Genomic DNA, 16,901 nt, shown 5'->3' on the forward strand with positions numbered 1-16,901 from the left:
CGGGCGGGTTAGAACCGCCGTCTCTGGCGGGCTCCCGTCTACGGGCTTGGAATTATAGAGACTGCCCCCGGTGATTACAAACCGGCAAGAGGACCTCCAGCGGCCCGCAGGTAACAGACAGATTGACAATTGGTAACACCGCCCTATATTTTCGCGAACCGCGAAGGCGTTAGAAGCGATCCCGCCGACTGGCCCACCCCGACGCCTGATCCGTGACGTCCGGGTCAATCTTCTGCGATACTTGGGTTCGCTGTGCGTCATCTCCAGCACTGGTTTGCTGAACTGACAGGAGAACACCATGTCCAACGAGAAAGCAACGCTTTCGGTCGGAGGCCGAACCCTGGAACTTCCGGTCTATTCCGGTACACAGGGCCCTGATGTGATTGATGTGAGAAATCTGGTCACGGAAGGCTGGTTCACCTACGACCCCGGTTTTGTTTCCACCGCCGCGTGCGAATCGAAGATCACCTTCATCGACGGGGCGAACGGGGTTCTCCTGCATCGCGGCTACCCCATCGAGCAGCTGGCCAACAACGCCGATTACCTCGAAGTCTGTTACCTGCTGCTCCACGGCGAACTCCCCACCGCCGAAGAAAATGAACGCTTCCGCCGCACCGTCAACAATCACACCATGATCCACGACCAGATGAGCCATTTCTTCAACGGGTTCCGCCGCGACGCGCACCCGATGGCCATCATGGTCGGCGTGGTCGGGGCACTCTCCGCCTTCTATCACGACACCATGGACCTTACCGACGTGCACGAGCGCGAAGTTGCGGCCCACCGTCTGATCGCCAAGATGCCGACCATCGCGGCCATGTGCTACAAGTACTCGATCGGCCAGCCCTTCATGTATCCGCGCAACGATCTGGGCTATGCCGAGAACTTCCTGTACATGATGTTCGGCGTACCCTGTGAGGAATACAAAGTGAATCCGGTCCTGGCCAAGGCCATGGACAAGATCTTCATCCTGCACGCGGACCACGAACAGAACGCCTCCACCTCCACCGTGCGCCTGGCCGGCTCCACCGGCGCCAACCCCTTCGCGGTCATCGCGGCGGGCATCGCGGCCCTCTGGGGTCCGGCACACGGCGGCGCCAATGAGGCGGTCCTGAACATGCTCAACGAGATTGGTGATGAATCCAACGTCGAACGCTGTGTTGAGCGAGCCAAGGACAAAGACGACCCCTTCCGCCTGATGGGCTTCGGCCACAGGGTCTACAAGAACTTCGATCCGCGCGCCCGGGTTATGCGCGACACCGCCCACGAGGTACTTCAGGAGCTGGGGCTTGAGAATGACCCGCTGCTGCGGATTGCCCAGCGTCTCGAGCAGATCGCCCTGGAAGACGAGTACTTCATTGAGCGTAAACTCTACCCGAACGTCGACTTCTACTCCGGGATCATCCTCAAGGCCATTGGTATCCCGACCTCGATGTTCACAGTGATCTTCGCGCTCTCGCGCACAATTGGCTGGTTCTCCCACTGGAACGAGATGGTCAGCGGCAACTACCGCATTGGTCGGCCGCGCCAGCTCTACAGTGGCTATACCAAGCGCGACTATCCCAGCGAGTAACAACACCCCGAAAACCCGCTCCCGAGCGGGTTTTCTCGTTTCAGGAGACAGGAGGAGGCAGCGTCCCATGCAGATTGCTTTCATCGGACTCGGGGTCATGGGTTTTCCCATGGCCGGGCACCTGGCCCGGCATGACGGATTCAGCGTGCAGGTCTACAACCGCACGGGGGAAAAGGCACAGGAGTGGGCCCGCGGCTACCCCGGCGAGACCGCAGAAGGTATTGCGCAGGTCGTGATGGATGCGGATGTCGTCGTTACCTGCGTGGGAGCGGATCCGGATCTGAGAGCGCTCTACACGGGCGAGCACGGCATCATCGCCAATGCCCCTGAGGGCACACTTCTGATCGACCACACCACGGCGTCAGCCAGTGTTACCCGGGAGTTGGCGGAACTGGCGGCCGAGGCCGGTCACAGCTGGGTGGACGCGCCGGTCTCCGGGGGCCAGCAGGGTGCCGAAAACGGTAAACTGACCATCATGTGCGGTGGCGAGCGTAGCGCCTTCGACCGGGCCCTGCCCGTGCTCAACTGTTACGGTAAGGCCGTGCATTACATGGGTGGCGTGGGTCATGGCCAGCTCACCAAGATGGTGAACCAGATCACCGTCGCGGGTCTTCTGCAGGGGCTTTCGGAAGGGCTCCATTTCGCCGAGGAGGCGGGACTTGACCCGGCATCGGTTGTGCAGGCCATCAGTGGCGGTGCGGCCCAGTCCTGGCAGATGGATAACCGCGCGCAGACCATGATTGAAGGCGAATATGACCACGGTTTCGCGGTGGACTGGATGCGCAAGGATCTGGGGATCTGCATCGCGGAGGCCCGGAACAACGGCGCCAGCCTGCCCGTTGCCGCACTGGTCGACCAGTTCTACTCCGACGTGCAGAACCTGGGCGGTGGGCGCTGGGACACCTCGGCACTTCTGGAGCGGCTGCGGGCAAACTCCTGACCCCGTACCACGGATCGCCCGCGGGGCGGGCTCCTACCACATACACCGTAGGAGCGAGCCTCGCTCGCGATACCTTTGATCGCCTGCAAGGCAGGCTCCTACGGCACCTTCAGCTGGCCTTGCGCTTGCCGCCCTGGCCTCCGGATTTCTTCTTCTCCTGGGGCTCCCACCGGCCGTTGCGGTAGTAGGCCTGCCACCCGGTCGCCTTACCCTCCTTTTCAGATGCCACATACTGCTCCCTGGTCTTACGGCTGTAGCGCACCGTTGTCGGGTTCCCCTCCGGATCACGCTCGGGCGCATCCAGTATGTAGGCGTACTTGGGATCCAGCTCCGCGGCATGTGGCTTGATCTCGCTCACCAGCGGCGGCCGCGTCTCGCGGTTCTTGGGAAACTGGCTGGCGGCCAGGAACAGGCCTGAGGCGCCATCCCTCAGTACATAGGTGTCGTCCACCTTCTGGCACTGAAGTTCCGGCATCGGGATCGGGTCCATCTTGGGGGGCGCCGGTTCCCCATTGCGCAGCAGTTTCCGGGTGTTCTTGCATTCCGAATTGGTGCAGTCGAAATACTTCCCGAAACGCCCACTCTTGAGCTGCATCTCACTGCCACACTTGTCGCACTCCAGCGTCGGGCCCTCATAGCCCTTGATGCGGAAGCTGCCGTACTCCAGCTCCTGGCCATCACAGTCCGGGCTGTTGCCGCACACGTGCAGCTTGCGGGTCTCATCGATGAGGTAGCTGTCCATGGCCGTGCCACATTTCGGGCAGCGGTGTTTCTCGCGCAGCAGGCGGGATTCACCCTCGCCGTCGTCATCCTCATCCGCGCTGACCGCCTCGTCACCGGGAATCAGGTTGATGGTCTTCTTGCAGCGCTCCTTGGGCGGCAGCGAGTAGCCGGAGCACCCCAGAAAGACCCCGGTGCTGGCAACACGGATCTGCATGTGCCGGCCGCAGTCCGGGCACTCGATGTCCGTGTCCGTGGGCGCGTTGGTGCGCATGCCACCGTCCGTGGACTCCGCCTGCTGGAGCTGCTTCGAGAAGCGCTCGTAGAATTCATTGAGAACCTGCTTCCAGTCCTCCCGGCCCTCGGCAACCTCGTCGAGTTCCTCCTCCATGCGTGCCGTGAAATCGTAATCCAGCAGGTTGGAGAAGGATTCGTTCAGCCGGTCCGTAACAATGTCCCCCAGCTTTTCCGCATAGAAACGCCGGTTCTCCAGGCGCACATAGCCGCGCTCCTGGATCGTCGAGATGATGGAGGCATAGGTTGAGGGCCGTCCGATCCCGCGCTTTTCAAGTTCCTTGACCAGCGACGCCTCGGTGTAGCGTGGCGTTGGCTTGGTAAAGTGCTGGCTCGGAGTCAGCTCGCTCAGGATCAGGCGGTCGCCTTCGGCAATATCCGGAAGCACCACATCCTGATCCTTCTTCCCGGAGGACGGCGCCACCTTCTGGAAACCATCAAACCGGATGATCCGGCCCCGGGTCTTCAGCTGATAATCCCCTGCGACCACGGTCACGGATGTGCTCAGGAACTCGGCGTCAGTCATCTGGCAGGCCACGAATTGGCGCCAGATCAGGTCGTAGAGCCGTTCGGCGTCCTTCTCCAGACCGCTGATGTCCTGGGCCCGGTGTTTGACGTCCGACGGTCGAATCGCTTCGTGCGCTTCCTGGGCCCCTTCACGGGACGTGTAATAGCGCGGCTTCTCGGGCAGGTAATCATCACCGAAACTGGCCTGGATATAACCGCGCGCGGACTGGATCGCATCCTGACTCAGGTTGGTCGAATCCGTCCGCATGTAGGTAATGTAGCCGGCCTCATACAGGCGCTGGGCCAGCGTCATGGTTTTCTTCACGCTGAAACCAAGGCGGTTACTTGCCGCCTGCTGCAGCGTGGACGTAATGAACGGGGCCGAGGGCCGGGATTTGGTGGGCTTGTCCTCGCGCTTGGCCACGCGGAAGGCCTGCTCATCCTCCGCCAGTGCCCTCAGGCGCTCAACATGCTCATTGCTCTGCTGCTCGTTCGTGGGCCTGTAGGGCTTGTCGCCATACTTTGCCACCTCGAACGGAATGCCCACACTCTTCTGCTCAGGCGGTGTCAGCAGTGTATCCAGCTCCCAGTATTCCTCGGGTACAAAGGCGCGGATCTCACGCTCGCGCTCAACGATGAGCCGAACTGCCACGGACTGGACGCGCCCCGCGGAAAGACCACGGGCAATCTTGCTCCACAGCAGCGGCGAGACCATATAGCCCACCACACGGTCCAGGAACCGGCGTGCCTGCTGTGCCTCAACCCGGTGAGTGTCCACGTCCGTGGGTTCGGAAAAGGCCCCCTGGATGGCACGCTTGGTGATCTCATTGAACACCACGCGACGGTACTTGTCGTCGTCACCGCCAATGGCCTCCTTCAGGTGCCAGGCAATGGCCTCCCCTTCGCGGTCAAGGTCCGTGGCCAGATAGACCGCATCGGCGTTGTTCGCCAGCCGCTGCAGTTCGCTGACGACCTTCTCCTTACCGGGGAGTATCTCGTAATGGGCTTCCCAGTCGTTCTCCGGGTCCACGCCCATGCGCCGGATCAGCTGATCATGGGCCTTCTGCTGCTTGTAGCGGGCTTTGGTCTCGGGATCCATCTTGCGTGTCTCCGCAGCCTGGCGGGCACGCTCCTTGGGGTCCGTTTTACGGTTGCCGGAACCACTCACTGGAAGATCGCGGATATGTCCCACGCTGGACTTCACGATGTAGTCATCACCAAGGTACTTATTGATGGTCTTGGCCTTGGCGGGGGACTCCACGATTACCAGACTTTTACCCATAACAGCGAAATCTTCCTCAGAACAGTGTGGTGACCATGGCGCCGACCATGGACGTGGCGACAATATATAGGGATTGGGTCATGGCGGGTCAAGTGACCCCAAACAAAAAGCCCGGCGCGTGGCCGGGCTCAAGAGGGCTTGGAAGCGGATCAGAGCCGCTCGAAGACGGTGGCCGTCCCCTGCCCCAGGCCGACACACATGGTGGCGACACCCAGGGTACCCTCGTTCTGCTGCATGACGTTCAGCAGCGTGGTGGAGATGCGGGAACCGGAGCAGCCCAGCGGGTGGCCTAGCGCGATGGCGCCGCCGTGCAGGTTCACCTTCTGGTCCATCTCGTCCAGCAGCTTGAGATCCTTCAGTACCGGCAGTGACTGCCCAGCGAAGGCTTCGTTCAGCTCCCAGAAGTCGATGTCCTCGACCTTCAGACCAGCCCGCTTCAGGGCCTTCTTGGTCGCCGGAACCGGGCCATAGCCCATGATGGCCGGATCCACGCCCGCCACAGCGGTCGCACGGACCTTGGCGATGGGCTTGAGGCCCAGTGCCTTGGCCTTCTCGTAGGACATTACCAGCATGCTGGAAGCACCGTCGGTCAACTGGGACGAGGTGCCCGCGGTGACTGTGCCATCCTTCGGATCAAACGCCGGCTTGAGCTCGGACAGGCCTTCCGCCGTGGTTTCCGGCCGGATGGTTTCGTCCTGCTCGATCAGCTTACGGTAACCGTTCTCATCGTGACCTTCGACGGGCACGATTTCATTATCAAACCCGCCGTTTTCACGGGCCTGCGAGGCACGCTGATGGGACCGTGCACCAAACTGGTCCTGCTGCTCCCGGGTAATGCCATGCATCTTGGCCAGCATTTCCGCAGTCAGGCCCATCATGTTGGACGCCTTGGCGGAATACTTGGATGACGCTGGGTTGTGATCAAAGCCGGACTCCATGGGAATGTGACCCATGTGCTCAACACCACCGATCACGAACACTTCCCCGTTCCCGGTCTGGACCGCCTGGCTGGCGGTATGCAGCGCACTCATGGAGGAGCCACACAGGCGGTTCACGGTCTGTGCCGCCGCCTCGTGGGGAATGCGGGTCATCAGTGACATCTGGCGCGCGATGTTCAGGCCCTGCTCTTTGGTCTGGTTCACGCAGCCCCAGATGACATCCTCAACTTCCTTCGGGTCCAGCTTGGGGTTGCGGTCAAACAGCGCTTCAACCAGCGCCGCGGACAGGTCCTCGGCGCGCACATTGCGGAAACAGCCATTCTTGGCACGGCCCATCGGTGTCCGCACGCAATCGACTATGACAACGTCTCTTGGATTAAGGCTCATAGATCTTCTCCGTTCGGAAATCTGTTCAACGATCAGCCATGGAACTTCTTGCCGGCCTTGGCCATTTCACGCATGCCTTCGGTCGGATGATAGAGCGGACCCAGGTCCTTGTACTTGTCTGCCATCTGGCAGAAAGCATCCAGGCCAATGTCGTCGATATAGCGCAGCGCACCACCACGGAAGGGCGGGAAGCCGATGCCATAGACCAGCCCCATGTCCGCCTCGGCGGCCGTACCCACGATGTTGTCTTCCAGGCACCGCACGGTCTCGATGCACAGCGGGATCATCATGCGCTCGATGATCTCGTCGTCGGTGAACTCCTGGCTGTTGTGGACAACCGGCTTGAGCAGGTCATAGGTGGACTCGTCCACAACCTTCTGCTGCTTGCCCTTCTTGTCCAGCTTGTACTGATAGAAACCAACGTCGGACTTCTGCCCCAGGCGGTCCTTTTCGAACATCACATCGATGGCACTCTTGTGCTCATCCTTCATGCGGTCCGGGAAGCCTTCAGCCATCACCTCATTGGCGTGCTTGGCGGTGTCCATGCCGACCACGTCCAGCAGGTAGGCCGGGCCCATGGGCCAGCCGAACTTCTCCATCACCTTGTCGACCTTCTGGAAGTCGGCACCGTCACGGACCAGGCGTGCAAAGCCACCGAAGTACGGGAACAGGATACGGTTGACCAGGAAGCCGGGGCAGTCGTTGACCACGATCGGACTCTTGCCCATGGCACGGGCGTAGGCAACAGTGGTCGCGACGGCCTTGTCGCTGGTCTTCTCGCCACGGATCACCTCAACCAGCGGCATCATGTGTACTGGGTTGAAGAAGTGCATGCCGCAGAAGTTCTCCGGGCGCTTGAGGTTCTTCGCCAGGCGGTCGATGGAGATGGTGGAGGTGTTGGAGGTGAGGATCCTGTCCTCGCCGATCACGTCCTCGGTTTCACGCAGCACGGCGTCCTTGACCTTGGGGTTCTCGACCACGGCTTCAACTACCAGGTCCACGTCGCCGAAGTCGCCGTAGTTCAGCGTCGGATGGATGTTGTTGAGCACATCGCCCATCTGGTCGGCACTCATCTTGCCCTTGTCCACGCGCTTGCTCAGCTGCTTCTTGGCCTCGTCCAGGCCCAGCTTGATGCCGTCGCGGTTGATGTCCTTCATCATAATGGGCGTGCCCTTGAGCGCGCTCTGGTAGGCAATGCCACCGCCCATGATGCCGGCACCGAGCACGGCCGCCATTTTCACCTGGTTGGCCTGCTTCTCGTAGTCCTTGCCCTTCTTCTTGAGGTCCTGGTCGTTCAGGAAGATCTGGACCAGCGAGGCAGCGGTCCCGGTCTTGGCCATCTTGGCGAAGCCGTTGGCTTCCACCTCGACCGCCTTGTCGCGGGTCATGCCGGCGTGCTTCTGCATCACCTTGACCGCTTCCACCGGCGACGGGTAGTTCGGACCCGACTGGCCGGCAACGTAGCCCTTGGACGTCTCAAACACCATCATGCTTTCCATGGAGTTGAGCTTGAGCTTGCCGGTCTTCTCCTCACGGCGCGCCTGGTAGTCCAGCTTGCCGCTGTTGGCTTCCTTCAGGATATCGACGGCGGCATCCACCAGCTGATCGGACTTAACCACCGCATCCACAGCGTGCGCCTTGAGCGCCTTGTCCGCTTTCTGCTCGCCACCCATGCAGATCCACTCGATGGCGTTGTCCGCACCAATGAGGCGACTGAGGCGCACCGTCCCGCCGAAACCGGGGAAAATGCCGAGCTTGACTTCCGGAAGGCCGACTTTCGCCTTCTCGTCCATAACACGGAAGTCCGTGGACAGGCACATCTCAAAACCGCCGCCCAGTGCCTGACCGTTGATCGCGGTCACGGTCGGGAAAGGAAGATCCTCAATGCTGTTGAAGATCCGGTTGGCCTTGAGGCTGTTGTTGACGAGGTCCTCTTCCGGGCCCGCGAACAACTCGGTGAATTCCGTGATGTCCGCGCCCACAATGAAGGTGTCCTTGGAACTGGTAACCACCAGACCCTTGAGCTTCTTCTGCTTTTCGAGGGCCTCGGCCGCTTCGCCGAGTTCCCCGATGGTGAGCTGATTGAACTTATTGACAGACTCACCCGTCAGATCGAAGTCGAGCTGTGCAAAACCGCCTTCGATCTCTTTAACCGTGATGGCTTTACCTTCGTAAATCATCAACTGTTCTCCAGGTTGTGATTGGTACGTCGCTGGCCGTAGCGCGATCCAAATTCATACAGTCGTTTGAATCCGGCGCCAACGATGAAAAAAAACCGAGCGTTTGTCAATTTGTTTATTCACCGCCATCCTGCGACATGGCCCCCAGATGCGCCGCCCTGCGGATTGGAAGAATGTGAAAGCTTGCTACACTGTGGCCAGAATCCAGAACACAGACAACAAAGGCGGAGACCAACCCGACATGATGACAGGCACCCTTCGAACACGTCTGCTGACCAGCTTCCTTGCTCTGGCGCTTCTTGCGCTGGGCGCTCTGCCCGCCCACAGTCAGCAGGCGGACGGCAGCAGCGAGGCGGAAAACGAAACCGAAGCCATGGCGGAGCAGCTGCTTGACCGGATTCACCGCTTCCGTCTGCGCAACTTCATGGCCCTGAACGACTACTACAACTACAGCATGGACCCTGAGGAGGAACTGGTTTCCGAGATCAACGATAACATGGAACGCTCGGACGCCCTGCTCGGCGAGATCGGCGAACTGGCCGGCGAATCGCTCACCGGCTCCGAGCTCGAGGACCTGCGCGGCGCCTATGCGAGCTTCGAGGACCAGATGGACACCAACATCGAGGACGTGCGTGGTTCCGGTTACCCGGACCTGCGGCTGCTGTCGGACATGGCCAACCAGGCGCAGAACCTGAGCGTGCTGTCCGAAAAGCTCTATGACCAGGTGGCCGGCCAGGAGGCCACCCCTACCGTCACCGATCTGGAGCTCGCCCGGGAAGCCTCCATCACCATGGCCCTGATGGTCACCCGCTACTCAGCGCGCTCTTCCTCATCCGTCGCCCAGGTTTTCCAGGGTGCCGATTCAGAGCAGCCACTGGACGAACTGGCCAGGGAGTTTGAGGGCAGCCTGGAGAAGCTCCGCGAGCGTGTAGGAGACAACCAGCAGATCGATGCCACCCTGTCGGACGTCAACAGCAAATGGCGCTTCATCCGTGGCTCCTACATCGAATATGATGAACAGAACGTGGCGTTCGTGATCAACCGCTATTCCACCAGCATCATCGAGAGCCTGGAGCAGACCATTGAACGCCTCAAATCAGCCTGAAGACCCACGGAGGAACACCCACCATGAGTGACTATCAACGCATCCTGGTTGCCATCGACCTTACCGAAGAGGCACCGGAAGTGCTGGGCAAGGCGAAACGGCTGGCGGAGAGCAACGCCGCAACCCTGGATCTGCTGCATGTGGTGGAACCCGTGGGCTACGCCTATGGCGGCGATCTGCCCCTGGATCTCAGTGACCTGCAGCAGCAGCTTGAAGACAATGCACGCAGCAAGCTGGATGCTTATGGTGATGAGCACGGAGTTGGCCCCGACAACCGGCACGTGGTGGTTGGCCGGCCCGGCTCGGAAGTACGCCGGCAGGCAGAGGAACGGGGTTCCGACCTGATCGTGATCGGCAGCCATGGCCGTCACGGTATCCAGCTGTTGCTGGGCTCCACCGCCAACTCCGTACTGCACGGCTCGCCCTGCGACGTGCTGGCGGTGCGCATCGGCGGCTGATCAGCCGCTGGCCATCTCCTCCAGTTCCACCCAGCGCTCCATGGCGGACTCAAGTTCGGACTCCTGCTCCGAGAGTTCGCCAAGCGCCTTCTGGACCGTATCATTGTCCTGCTGATAGAAATCCGGCTCCGAGACCTGCTCGTGCAGCTCCGCGATACGTGCCTCCAGGTCCCGGATACGCTGTGGCAGCTGCTCCAGTTCCAGCTTGTATTTGTAGCTGAGCTTATTCCCTCCAGACCCTGAACCTGAGCCCGAGGTCGGCGCCGCGCGACTGCCCGAGGACTGGTTGCCCCCTGCACCGGAGTCGCTGCGGCGCCCGCTTCCACTTCCGGATACTGCCGGCTGTTCCGCCGGGAACTGACCGCCCTCACGGCGCCAGTCACTGAAGCCACCAATGGTCTCGTGCACACCACCAAGGCCGTCCAGAAACAGTACGCTCCCGGCGACATGGTCGAGGAATTCCCGGTCGTGGCTGATCACGATCACGGTCCCCTTGAACTCCACCAGCTGGGCTTCGAGAAGCTCGAGTGTATCCACGTCCAGGTCGTTGGTCGGCTCGTCGAGCACCAGGATATTGGCGGGCTGGCTGAACAGCTTCGCCAGCAGCAGACGCGCCCGCTCACCACCCGACAGCATCCGCACCTGGGTGCGTGCCCGCTCCGGTGTGAACAGGAAATCCTGCAGATAGCCCATGACATGACGGCTGCGCCCATTCACCTCAACGGTCTCACGCCCCTCACTGAGGTTCTCGAAGGCGGTCTTTTGCGGATCCAGTTTGCCGCGCAGCTGGTCGAAGTAGGCCACTTCCTGACGCGTGCCGCGGCGGATCTGGCCTTCGGTGGGCTCGAGATCGCCGAGAAGGAGCTTGAGCAGCGTTGTCTTGCCCGAGCCGTTCTCGCCGATCACGCCGATCTTGTCCCCCCGCAGCAGCATGAAATCCAGGTTGTGGATCAGCGGCTGTTCCGAGTTCCAGGCAAAGCCGGCCTGCTGGGCCTCGGCGATCAGCTTACCGGAACGACCGGCATCCTCCACCTCGATCTTCGCCTTACCGGAGCGTTCACGGCGCTGGCGGCGCTCGGCCCGCATCGCCTCCAGCTCTTTCACCCGGCCCTGGTTACGGGTACGGCGGGCCTTCACCCCCTGACGGATCCAGCGCTCCTCCTGAGCCAGTTTGCGGTCAAACTCCGCACGCTGGCGCTCTTCATCCGCCAGTGCCTTATCCTTGGCGTCCAGGTACTGGTCATAGTTCCCCGGCCATGACGTCAGTGCCCCGCGGTCCAGCTCGATGATACGGGTGGCCATGGCACGGATGAAGGCACGGTCGTGACTCACGAACAGAACCGCGCCCTGGAACTGGGCCAGCGCGCCTTCAAGCCACTGGATGGCGGGCACATCCAGATGGTTGGTGGGCTCATCAAGCAGCAGCAGATCGGGATCGGTAACCATGGCCTTTGCCAGCAGCACACGGCGCTGCCAGCCGCCCGAGAGCGTATCCAGCCGCGCCTCCGGGTTGATCCGGTACTGCTCCAGGACCGTGCGGATGCGTTGATCGTAGAGCCAGCCATCCAGTGCCTCGAGCCGTTCCTGGACCTGCTGCATCTGCTGCAGGTCATCCTCGTTGCTGGCGGTCATGGAAAGCTCATTGAACCGCTCCAGAAGCCGCCCTGTCTCCGGAAATGCCTGGGCCACCACCTGGTAGGCGGTCAGATCCCGCTTCTCGGGCAGTTCCTGGGGCAGCTCGGCCACCCGCATGCCCTCGGGCACGACAACCTGGCCGGCGTCCGGCTCCAGCTCGCCGGTCACCAGGCGCAGCAGTGTGGATTTCCCTTCACCGTTGCGCCCGAGCAGCGCCACGCGTTCGCCACGCTCAATGCGCAGATTCGCGCCGTCCAGAAGGGGTTGCATGCCAAAGGCGAGCTGGATGGAATCCAGTGTGAGAACGGTACTCATGAATCGGTATCGGACACCTTGCGCAGATAGTTCTGGATAAGCTCCGCCAGTTCGTCCGGGCGGAACTTGGAAAGAAAGTCGTCACAGCCGACCCGGTCCACCATGGCCTGGTTGAAATCCCCGCTCAGCGAGGTATGCAATGCCAATGGTATCACGAGCCTGATCCAGCGCCACCGAGGAGTCATCCACCACCAAGCCTTCGGTCAGCGAGGTGGTATGTCGCCCATGAAGCCGGAACAGCAGCAGTTCCAGTCGGTTGCGCCCGACAAGGCGCATGCGCTGATCCACATTATCAAGCAGTCCCGCCGTCTCCCGGAAGGCATGGAGTTCTCCGCCCAGGTAGCTGAGCAGCAGGGAGAAGGGACCTGAAGTGCAAAAGCCCGGCACTGGGCCGGGCTTTTGCATGGAATCTGGAGCGGGAAACGAGATTCGAACTCGCGACATCCACCTTGGCAAGGTGGTGCTCTACCAGCTGAGCTATTCCCGCCTTGTGGTTCGGGCTGTGCTGCCCTCAACAACGGGTGTGTATTTTACTCATGCGCGGGCGAGCGTCAATAGTTCATCAAGAAAGTCTTTGCGGCATCCGTCCACTCACCCCCTCCACCAACCGCGCAACAGCCCCCTGGTTGGCATCCACCACCGCCCGGGCCCGCTGGCCAACCTCATGGCGCACCCGCGCCTCCTCGAGCAGTGCCATCAGCGCCTGAGCCAGCTCATCCCCATCGGCAACGAACCTCACCGCCTCCTTGCCCGCGAGGTGGTCAAAAACGCTTATAAAGTTGAATACCTGCCGCCCCGTGATCACCGGCAACGACCACGCCGCCGCCTCCAGCGGGTTGTGCCCCCCGCGCTCGATCAGGGAGCCGCCGATGAACGCCACATCCGCACACCCGAACAGCATCAGGAGCTCACCCATGCTGTCCGCCAGATAGACCTGTGCGGCCGCCGGATCATCGCCGCCGGAGCGCCGAGCCAGGTCGAACCCCTGCTCCTGCACCAGCCGCGCCACCGCCTCAAACCGCTCCGGGTGCCGGGGGACCAGGATCAGCAATGCCTCGGGGTGCTGCTCCAGAAGCCGCCGGTGGGCGGCCAGCACCGGTGCGTCCTCGCCCTCATGGGTGCTCGCCGCAATCCACACCGGCCGCTGCGCCCCCATGCGCTGTTTCAGGGCGGCCGCGGCCGCCTGTACCTCGTCGCCAATGGCCAGGTCGTACTTGATGGAACCGGTTACCGTCACCGACGCCGGCCACGCCCCCAGATGCTCGAACCGGCGCGCATCCGCCTCGGACTGGGCTGCAATCCAGTCCATGGAGCGGAAGATCGGCCGGATCAGCGCCCCCACGCGCCGATAGCCAGCCGCCGAATTCTCGGAAAGCCGTGCATTGGCCAGAACCACCGGAACGCCCCGCCGGTAACAGCCATAGACCATATTCGGCCAGACCTCCGTCTCCATGATCACCAGAATCGCCGGCGCCACCCGCGAGAGGAACCGCTTCACCATGTGCGGCAGATCGTAGGGCACGTACCGGTGCGCCACCTGGTCGCCAAACACATCCCGCACCCGGTCCGCGCCGGTGGGCGTCATGGTCGTGATCAGCACCGGTTGCTCGGGGAACTGCGCCATCAGCCGCCGCACCATGGGCACCGCCGCCAGCACCTCGCCCACGGACACTGCATGCACCCAGATGGGGTTCTTCCCATCCGGTTCCACATGCCCAAAGCGCTGGCGCAGTTTCGCGCGGTAACCCGGCTCCCTCAGGCTCCGGTACCCCAGAAACGCCAGTACCCCCGGCAGGGCCAGATAAAGGCACAGTGAATACAGCCAACGTCCCATGCTTGTGCTAACTCCCATTCCTACACCGCACCGCCAACATGCTATTATCCGGCCTTTATTCCGTCAGTACCAAGGATGAGGCACCATGAAACCCAATTCAGCTGGAGGGCCATGACATGCTAACGGAATTCAGGCTGCAAAACTTCAAGGCATGGCAAGACACCGGCCCAATGCGCATGGCGCCACTCACCATTCTCTTTGGCGCCAATAGCTCCGGGAAATCCAGCCTTGGACACCTGCTCATGGCCCTGAAACAGACCATGCTGCTGCCAGACCGTCGGCGCTCTCTCCATCTTGGAGATGAAAACTCGCTGGTCGATCTCGGTACCTATGCCGACTGCCTGCATGGCCACGACATCAATGCCCATTTGGGGTTTGAATTACAGTGGAAGCGCCAGGAGCCTTTAACCGTCAAAAACGCTCTAAACCGCACAGAGCGTTATACGGGCGACGAACTCGCTCTCAAGGCTGAGATTGGCGCCAGCCAGACGAATCAACCTGAAACACAGTCATTTTCCTACACTCTCCGGAAGGGCGGCCAAAAGCAACTGCACGCATCCCATGGCAGGGGCAAACACGATCCCTACCTGGAATGCGAGCCTCTAAGACTGGTGCGTGCCCAGGGTCGAAAGTGGGCCATCGAGCCTCCGGAAAAGTTCTACCGCTTCTCGGATCGCACCCTTTCCCGCTACCAGAACGCGGATTTCCTGGCGGAATTCGTACTGGAAACCGAACAGCTTCTGGAGAACTTCTACCACCTCGGCCCACTCCGCAGTCCACCGGAGCGGGTCTATTCCTGGTCCGGTGATGCCCCACCGGATGTCGGCTCACTGGGGGAATCCACAATCCCCGCCATCCTCGCGGCCAGCCAGCAGGAGCGGATGCTCAACCGAGCCCCAAACATGAAACGCCAGCGTTTTGATGCGTTCATCGCGGGTTGGCTAAAGGATCTGGGAATCATTGAAACATTCAAGGTGCGGCCTATTGCCAAGGGCCGAAAGGAATACGAGGTCATCATCCAGATCCAGAAAGGCGCGCCCGGCGTCAAACTCACCGATGTGGGTTTTGGTATTTCCCAGGTCCTGCCCGCACTGGTTCAGGCTTTCTATACGCCACCAGGGTCCGTCCTCTGGATGGAACAACCTGAAATTCACCTCCATCCACGGGTTCAGGCCAACCTTGCCGATGCATTCATCAGTGCTACCCAGGCAGGGGAAAACGGTAAAAAGCGGAATGCCCAACTTATTATCGAAAGTCATTCAGAGCACTTTCTCAACCGGTTACAACGCCGCGTAGCCGAGAAAACGCTCGACCCCAATGATGTGGCGATCTACTTCGTGGAGAACAAAAACGGTCGGGCCACTCTTCAGCCACTGGAACTCAATGACTTTGGTGACATCGAGAACTGGCCCGACGACTTCTTCGGCGATGAAATGGAAGACATCAACCAGCGCGCCCTGGCTGCCGCGCGCCGTCGGAAGGAACGGAACTCATGACACGTGCCGTGATCGACACGAATGTACTGCTGGTCGCCAATGGGGATCACGAGGATGCCTCCGAGGATTGCGCCATCAACTGCCTCGAGACGCTGGAAACCATCCGAACACAGGGCATTGCCGTCATTGACAGTGACTGGCGGATCATCCGGGAGTATCAGGACAACATCCCCACCAAGGGCCAACCGGGCCCCGGCCAAGTGTTCCTGAAGTGGCTTCTGCAGCGTCGTGCCACAGCAAGCCAGGTGGTGGAGGTTGCGCTTACGGAAAACAGCCCGGATCGTTTTGAGGAATTCCCGGACAAAGACCTGGAGCCCCACTTCGATCCACCGGACCGGAAATTCGTCGCCGTAGCCGCAGCGGACGGCAACGCGGTGATCAAACAGGCAGTGGACTGTAAATGGCTTGATTGGTGGCAACAGCTTTCTCAGGGGGGCGTAACGGTTCATTTCCTCTGCCCGGATGACGTCTGTCGCTACTACCGCAACAAGTTCAACATCTCACCACCACACCTGCCTGAGCCATGACCGATTTCCTGCGTTACCCCCACACACCTCATCTCGCCTGGCTGGGCGACGGCGCACCACGCAACGATAAACTTCTTGATCCCACAGAAGCTGATTCATTACTGGCAGAAACTGTGAGGGTCGAGGAAAAGCTGGACGGCGCCAATGTCGGCCTGTCATGGGGCGAGGAAGGTCAGTTAAGAGCCCAGAACCGGGGTGGGTTTCTGGAGCCGCCCTACCGGGACCAGTTCTCCCGTCTCAATGAGTGGACGATGCGGCATTGGGCGATTTTTCAGCACCACCTGCCCACCAACCTGATCCTGTTCGGTGAATGGTGCGCCGCCCGACACTCGCTTGACTATACAGCCCTACCCGACTGGTTTCTGGTATTCGACGTCTTTGACCGGGACGTATGGCAATTCTGGAACAGTGAGCGGCGTGACGAGCTGGCCCGCCAGATGGGCCTGTACACCGTTCCCCTGATCAGTGAAGATCGCTTCACCCTGAGACAACTTGAAAGCCTTGTAAAAACGACCTCAAGCGCCTTTCGGGAAGGGCCATTGGAGGGCGTCATTATTCGACAGGATCAGGGCAACCTGAACACACGCCGAGCCAAGCTGGTCCACCCTGCTTTCACCCAGGCGATGGATGAACACTGGCGTGCGCGCCCGATCGAGTGGAACCGCCTGTGTGATGAGGGCTGACATGCTATTATCCGGCCTTTATTCCGT

At 61.0% G+C, this 16,901-nt stretch carries 13 protein-coding genes, 1 tRNA gene and 3 pseudogenes; 8 read left to right on the forward strand and 9 right to left on the reverse strand.

Annotated features, from left to right (window positions below; all coding sequences use genetic code 11):
• The first annotated feature begins 298 nt into the window (after window positions 1-298).
• Both gltA and F3089_RS09185 read left to right on the forward strand, forming a co-directional pair.
• Window positions 299-1,573 (forward strand): citrate synthase, encoded by a 1,275-nt coding sequence (gene gltA, locus F3089_RS09180; protein ID WP_151440518.1) that lies wholly within the window; start codon window positions 299-301, stop codon window positions 1,571-1,573.
• Between the two features lie 67 nt (window positions 1,574-1,640).
• A complete protein-coding gene (locus tag F3089_RS09185) occupies window positions 1,641-2,513 on the forward strand; it encodes an NAD(P)-dependent oxidoreductase (protein WP_151440519.1) in 873 nt (290 codons plus the stop codon).
• Window positions 2,514-2,622: 109 nt separating this feature from the next.
• Here F3089_RS09185 and topA read toward each other — a convergent pair whose 3' ends face one another.
• From topA to fadB, 3 genes are all read right to left on the reverse strand, one after another.
• Window positions 2,623-5,316: a type I DNA topoisomerase gene (gene topA, locus F3089_RS09190; RefSeq protein ID WP_151440520.1), complete on the reverse strand. Its 2,694-nt coding sequence runs from the start codon at window positions 5,314-5,316 to the stop codon at window positions 2,623-2,625.
• Between the two features lie 149 nt (window positions 5,317-5,465).
• A complete protein-coding gene (gene fadA / locus F3089_RS09195) occupies window positions 5,466-6,641 on the reverse strand; it encodes an acetyl-CoA C-acyltransferase FadA (protein WP_151440521.1) in 1,176 nt (391 codons plus the stop codon).
• A gap of 32 nt (window positions 6,642-6,673) precedes the next feature.
• Window positions 6,674-8,821, reverse strand: coding sequence for a fatty acid oxidation complex subunit alpha FadB (gene fadB / locus F3089_RS09200; protein ID WP_151440522.1), 2,148 nt, complete (start codon window positions 8,819-8,821; stop codon window positions 6,674-6,676).
• Window positions 8,822-9,062: 241 nt separating this feature from the next.
• On the opposite strand from fadB, the gene F3089_RS09205 reads away from it, so the two are divergent.
• A complete protein-coding gene (locus tag F3089_RS09205) occupies window positions 9,063-9,926 on the forward strand; it encodes a hypothetical protein (protein WP_151440523.1) in 864 nt (287 codons plus the stop codon).
• Window positions 9,927-9,949: 23 nt separating this feature from the next.
• Complete coding sequence (locus F3089_RS09210) at window positions 9,950-10,384, forward strand: universal stress protein (protein ID WP_151440524.1); 435 nt, start codon at window positions 9,950-9,952, stop codon at window positions 10,382-10,384.
• On the opposite strand, the gene F3089_RS16235 is transcribed toward F3089_RS09210, so the two are convergent.
• The 4 genes and pseudogenes from F3089_RS16235 to F3089_RS09220 all read right to left on the reverse strand — a co-directional run.
• Window positions 10,385-10,951, reverse strand: a complete 567-nt coding sequence (locus F3089_RS16235) for a hypothetical protein (RefSeq protein WP_502707332.1) — start codon at window positions 10,949-10,951, stop codon at window positions 10,385-10,387.
• Window positions 10,943-11,470 (reverse strand): annotated as a pseudogene (locus tag F3089_RS16240) (ATP-binding cassette domain-containing protein); the annotation flags it as partial. The gene F3089_RS16235 and the pseudogene F3089_RS16240, both read right to left, overlap by 9 nt.
• Window positions 11,456-12,334 (reverse strand): annotated as a pseudogene (locus tag F3089_RS16245) (ATP-binding cassette domain-containing protein); the annotation flags it as partial. The pseudogenes F3089_RS16245 and F3089_RS16240, both read right to left, overlap by 15 nt.
• Window positions 12,331-12,480 (reverse strand): annotated as a pseudogene (locus F3089_RS09220) (chemotaxis protein CheV); the annotation flags it as partial. The pseudogenes F3089_RS16245 and F3089_RS09220, both read right to left, overlap by 4 nt.
• A 79-nt stretch (window positions 12,481-12,559) precedes the next feature.
• Between F3089_RS09220 and F3089_RS15865 the strand changes: the two are divergent.
• Window positions 12,560-12,703 (forward strand): hypothetical protein, encoded by a 144-nt coding sequence (locus tag F3089_RS15865; protein WP_192497317.1) that lies wholly within the window; start codon window positions 12,560-12,562, stop codon window positions 12,701-12,703.
• 42 nt (window positions 12,704-12,745) lie between these two features.
• Here the strand turns inward: F3089_RS15865 and F3089_RS09225 are convergent.
• Window positions 12,746-12,821 (reverse strand) — tRNA-Gly (locus F3089_RS09225).
• A 75-nt stretch (window positions 12,822-12,896) separates the two neighbouring features.
• Window positions 12,897-14,168 carry a lipid IV(A) 3-deoxy-D-manno-octulosonic acid transferase gene (gene waaA, locus F3089_RS09230; protein WP_151440525.1) on the reverse strand — a complete coding sequence of 424 codons (1,272 nt, stop codon included), beginning with the start codon at window positions 14,166-14,168 and terminating at the stop codon, window positions 12,897-12,899.
• Window positions 14,169-14,284: 116 nt separating this feature from the next.
• Between waaA and F3089_RS09235 the strand changes: the two genes are divergently transcribed.
• The 3 genes from F3089_RS09235 to F3089_RS09245 are packed head-to-tail and all read left to right on the forward strand — an operon-like array spanning window position 14,285 to window position 16,874.
• Window positions 14,285-15,664, forward strand: coding sequence for an AAA family ATPase (locus F3089_RS09235; RefSeq protein WP_151440526.1), 1,380 nt, complete (start codon window positions 14,285-14,287; stop codon window positions 15,662-15,664).
• On the forward strand, window positions 15,661-16,191 hold the full coding sequence (locus F3089_RS09240; RefSeq protein ID WP_151440527.1) for a hypothetical protein: 531 nt from the start codon (window positions 15,661-15,663) through the stop codon (window positions 16,189-16,191). The genes F3089_RS09235 and F3089_RS09240 overlap by 4 nt, the downstream gene beginning before the upstream one ends.
• Complete coding sequence (locus F3089_RS09245) at window positions 16,188-16,874, forward strand: RNA ligase family protein (RefSeq protein WP_151440528.1); 687 nt, start codon at window positions 16,188-16,190, stop codon at window positions 16,872-16,874. Before F3089_RS09240 ends, F3089_RS09245 begins: the two co-directional genes overlap by 4 nt.
• Window positions 16,875-16,901 lie beyond the last annotated feature (27 nt).

It is taken from the genome of Halospina sp. K52047b (assembly GCF_008709855.1).
GTDB classification, from domain to species: Bacteria; Pseudomonadota; Gammaproteobacteria; order Pseudomonadales; family Oleiphilaceae; genus Halospina; species Halospina utahensis_B.

Coding starts and splice junctions, on each gene's coding strand:
- gltA (WP_151440518.1), top strand. CDS start 299: ATGTCCAACGAGAAAGCAACGCTTTCGGTCGGAGGCCGAACCCTGGAA.
- F3089_RS09185 (WP_151440519.1), top strand. CDS start 1,641: ATGCAGATTGCTTTCATCGGACTCGGGGTCATGGGTTTTCCCATGGCC.
- topA (WP_151440520.1), bottom strand. CDS start 5,316: ATGGGTAAAAGTCTGGTAATCGTGGAGTCCCCCGCCAAGGCCAAGACC.
- fadA (WP_151440521.1), bottom strand. CDS start 6,641: ATGAGCCTTAATCCAAGAGACGTTGTCATAGTCGATTGCGTGCGGACA.
- fadB (WP_151440522.1), bottom strand. CDS start 8,821: ATGATTTACGAAGGTAAAGCCATCACGGTTAAAGAGATCGAAGGCGGT.
- F3089_RS09205 (WP_151440523.1), top strand. CDS start 9,063: ATGATGACAGGCACCCTTCGAACACGTCTGCTGACCAGCTTCCTTGCT.
- F3089_RS09210 (WP_151440524.1), top strand. CDS start 9,950: ATGAGTGACTATCAACGCATCCTGGTTGCCATCGACCTTACCGAAGAG.
- F3089_RS15865 (WP_192497317.1), top strand. CDS start 12,560: ATGAAGCCGGAACAGCAGCAGTTCCAGTCGGTTGCGCCCGACAAGGCG.
- waaA (WP_151440525.1), bottom strand. CDS start 14,168: ATGGGACGTTGGCTGTATTCACTGTGCCTTTATCTGGCCCTGCCGGGG.
- F3089_RS09235 (WP_151440526.1), top strand. CDS start 14,285: ATGCTAACGGAATTCAGGCTGCAAAACTTCAAGGCATGGCAAGACACC.
- F3089_RS09240 (WP_151440527.1), top strand. CDS start 15,661: ATGACACGTGCCGTGATCGACACGAATGTACTGCTGGTCGCCAATGGG.
- F3089_RS09245 (WP_151440528.1), top strand. CDS start 16,188: ATGACCGATTTCCTGCGTTACCCCCACACACCTCATCTCGCCTGGCTG.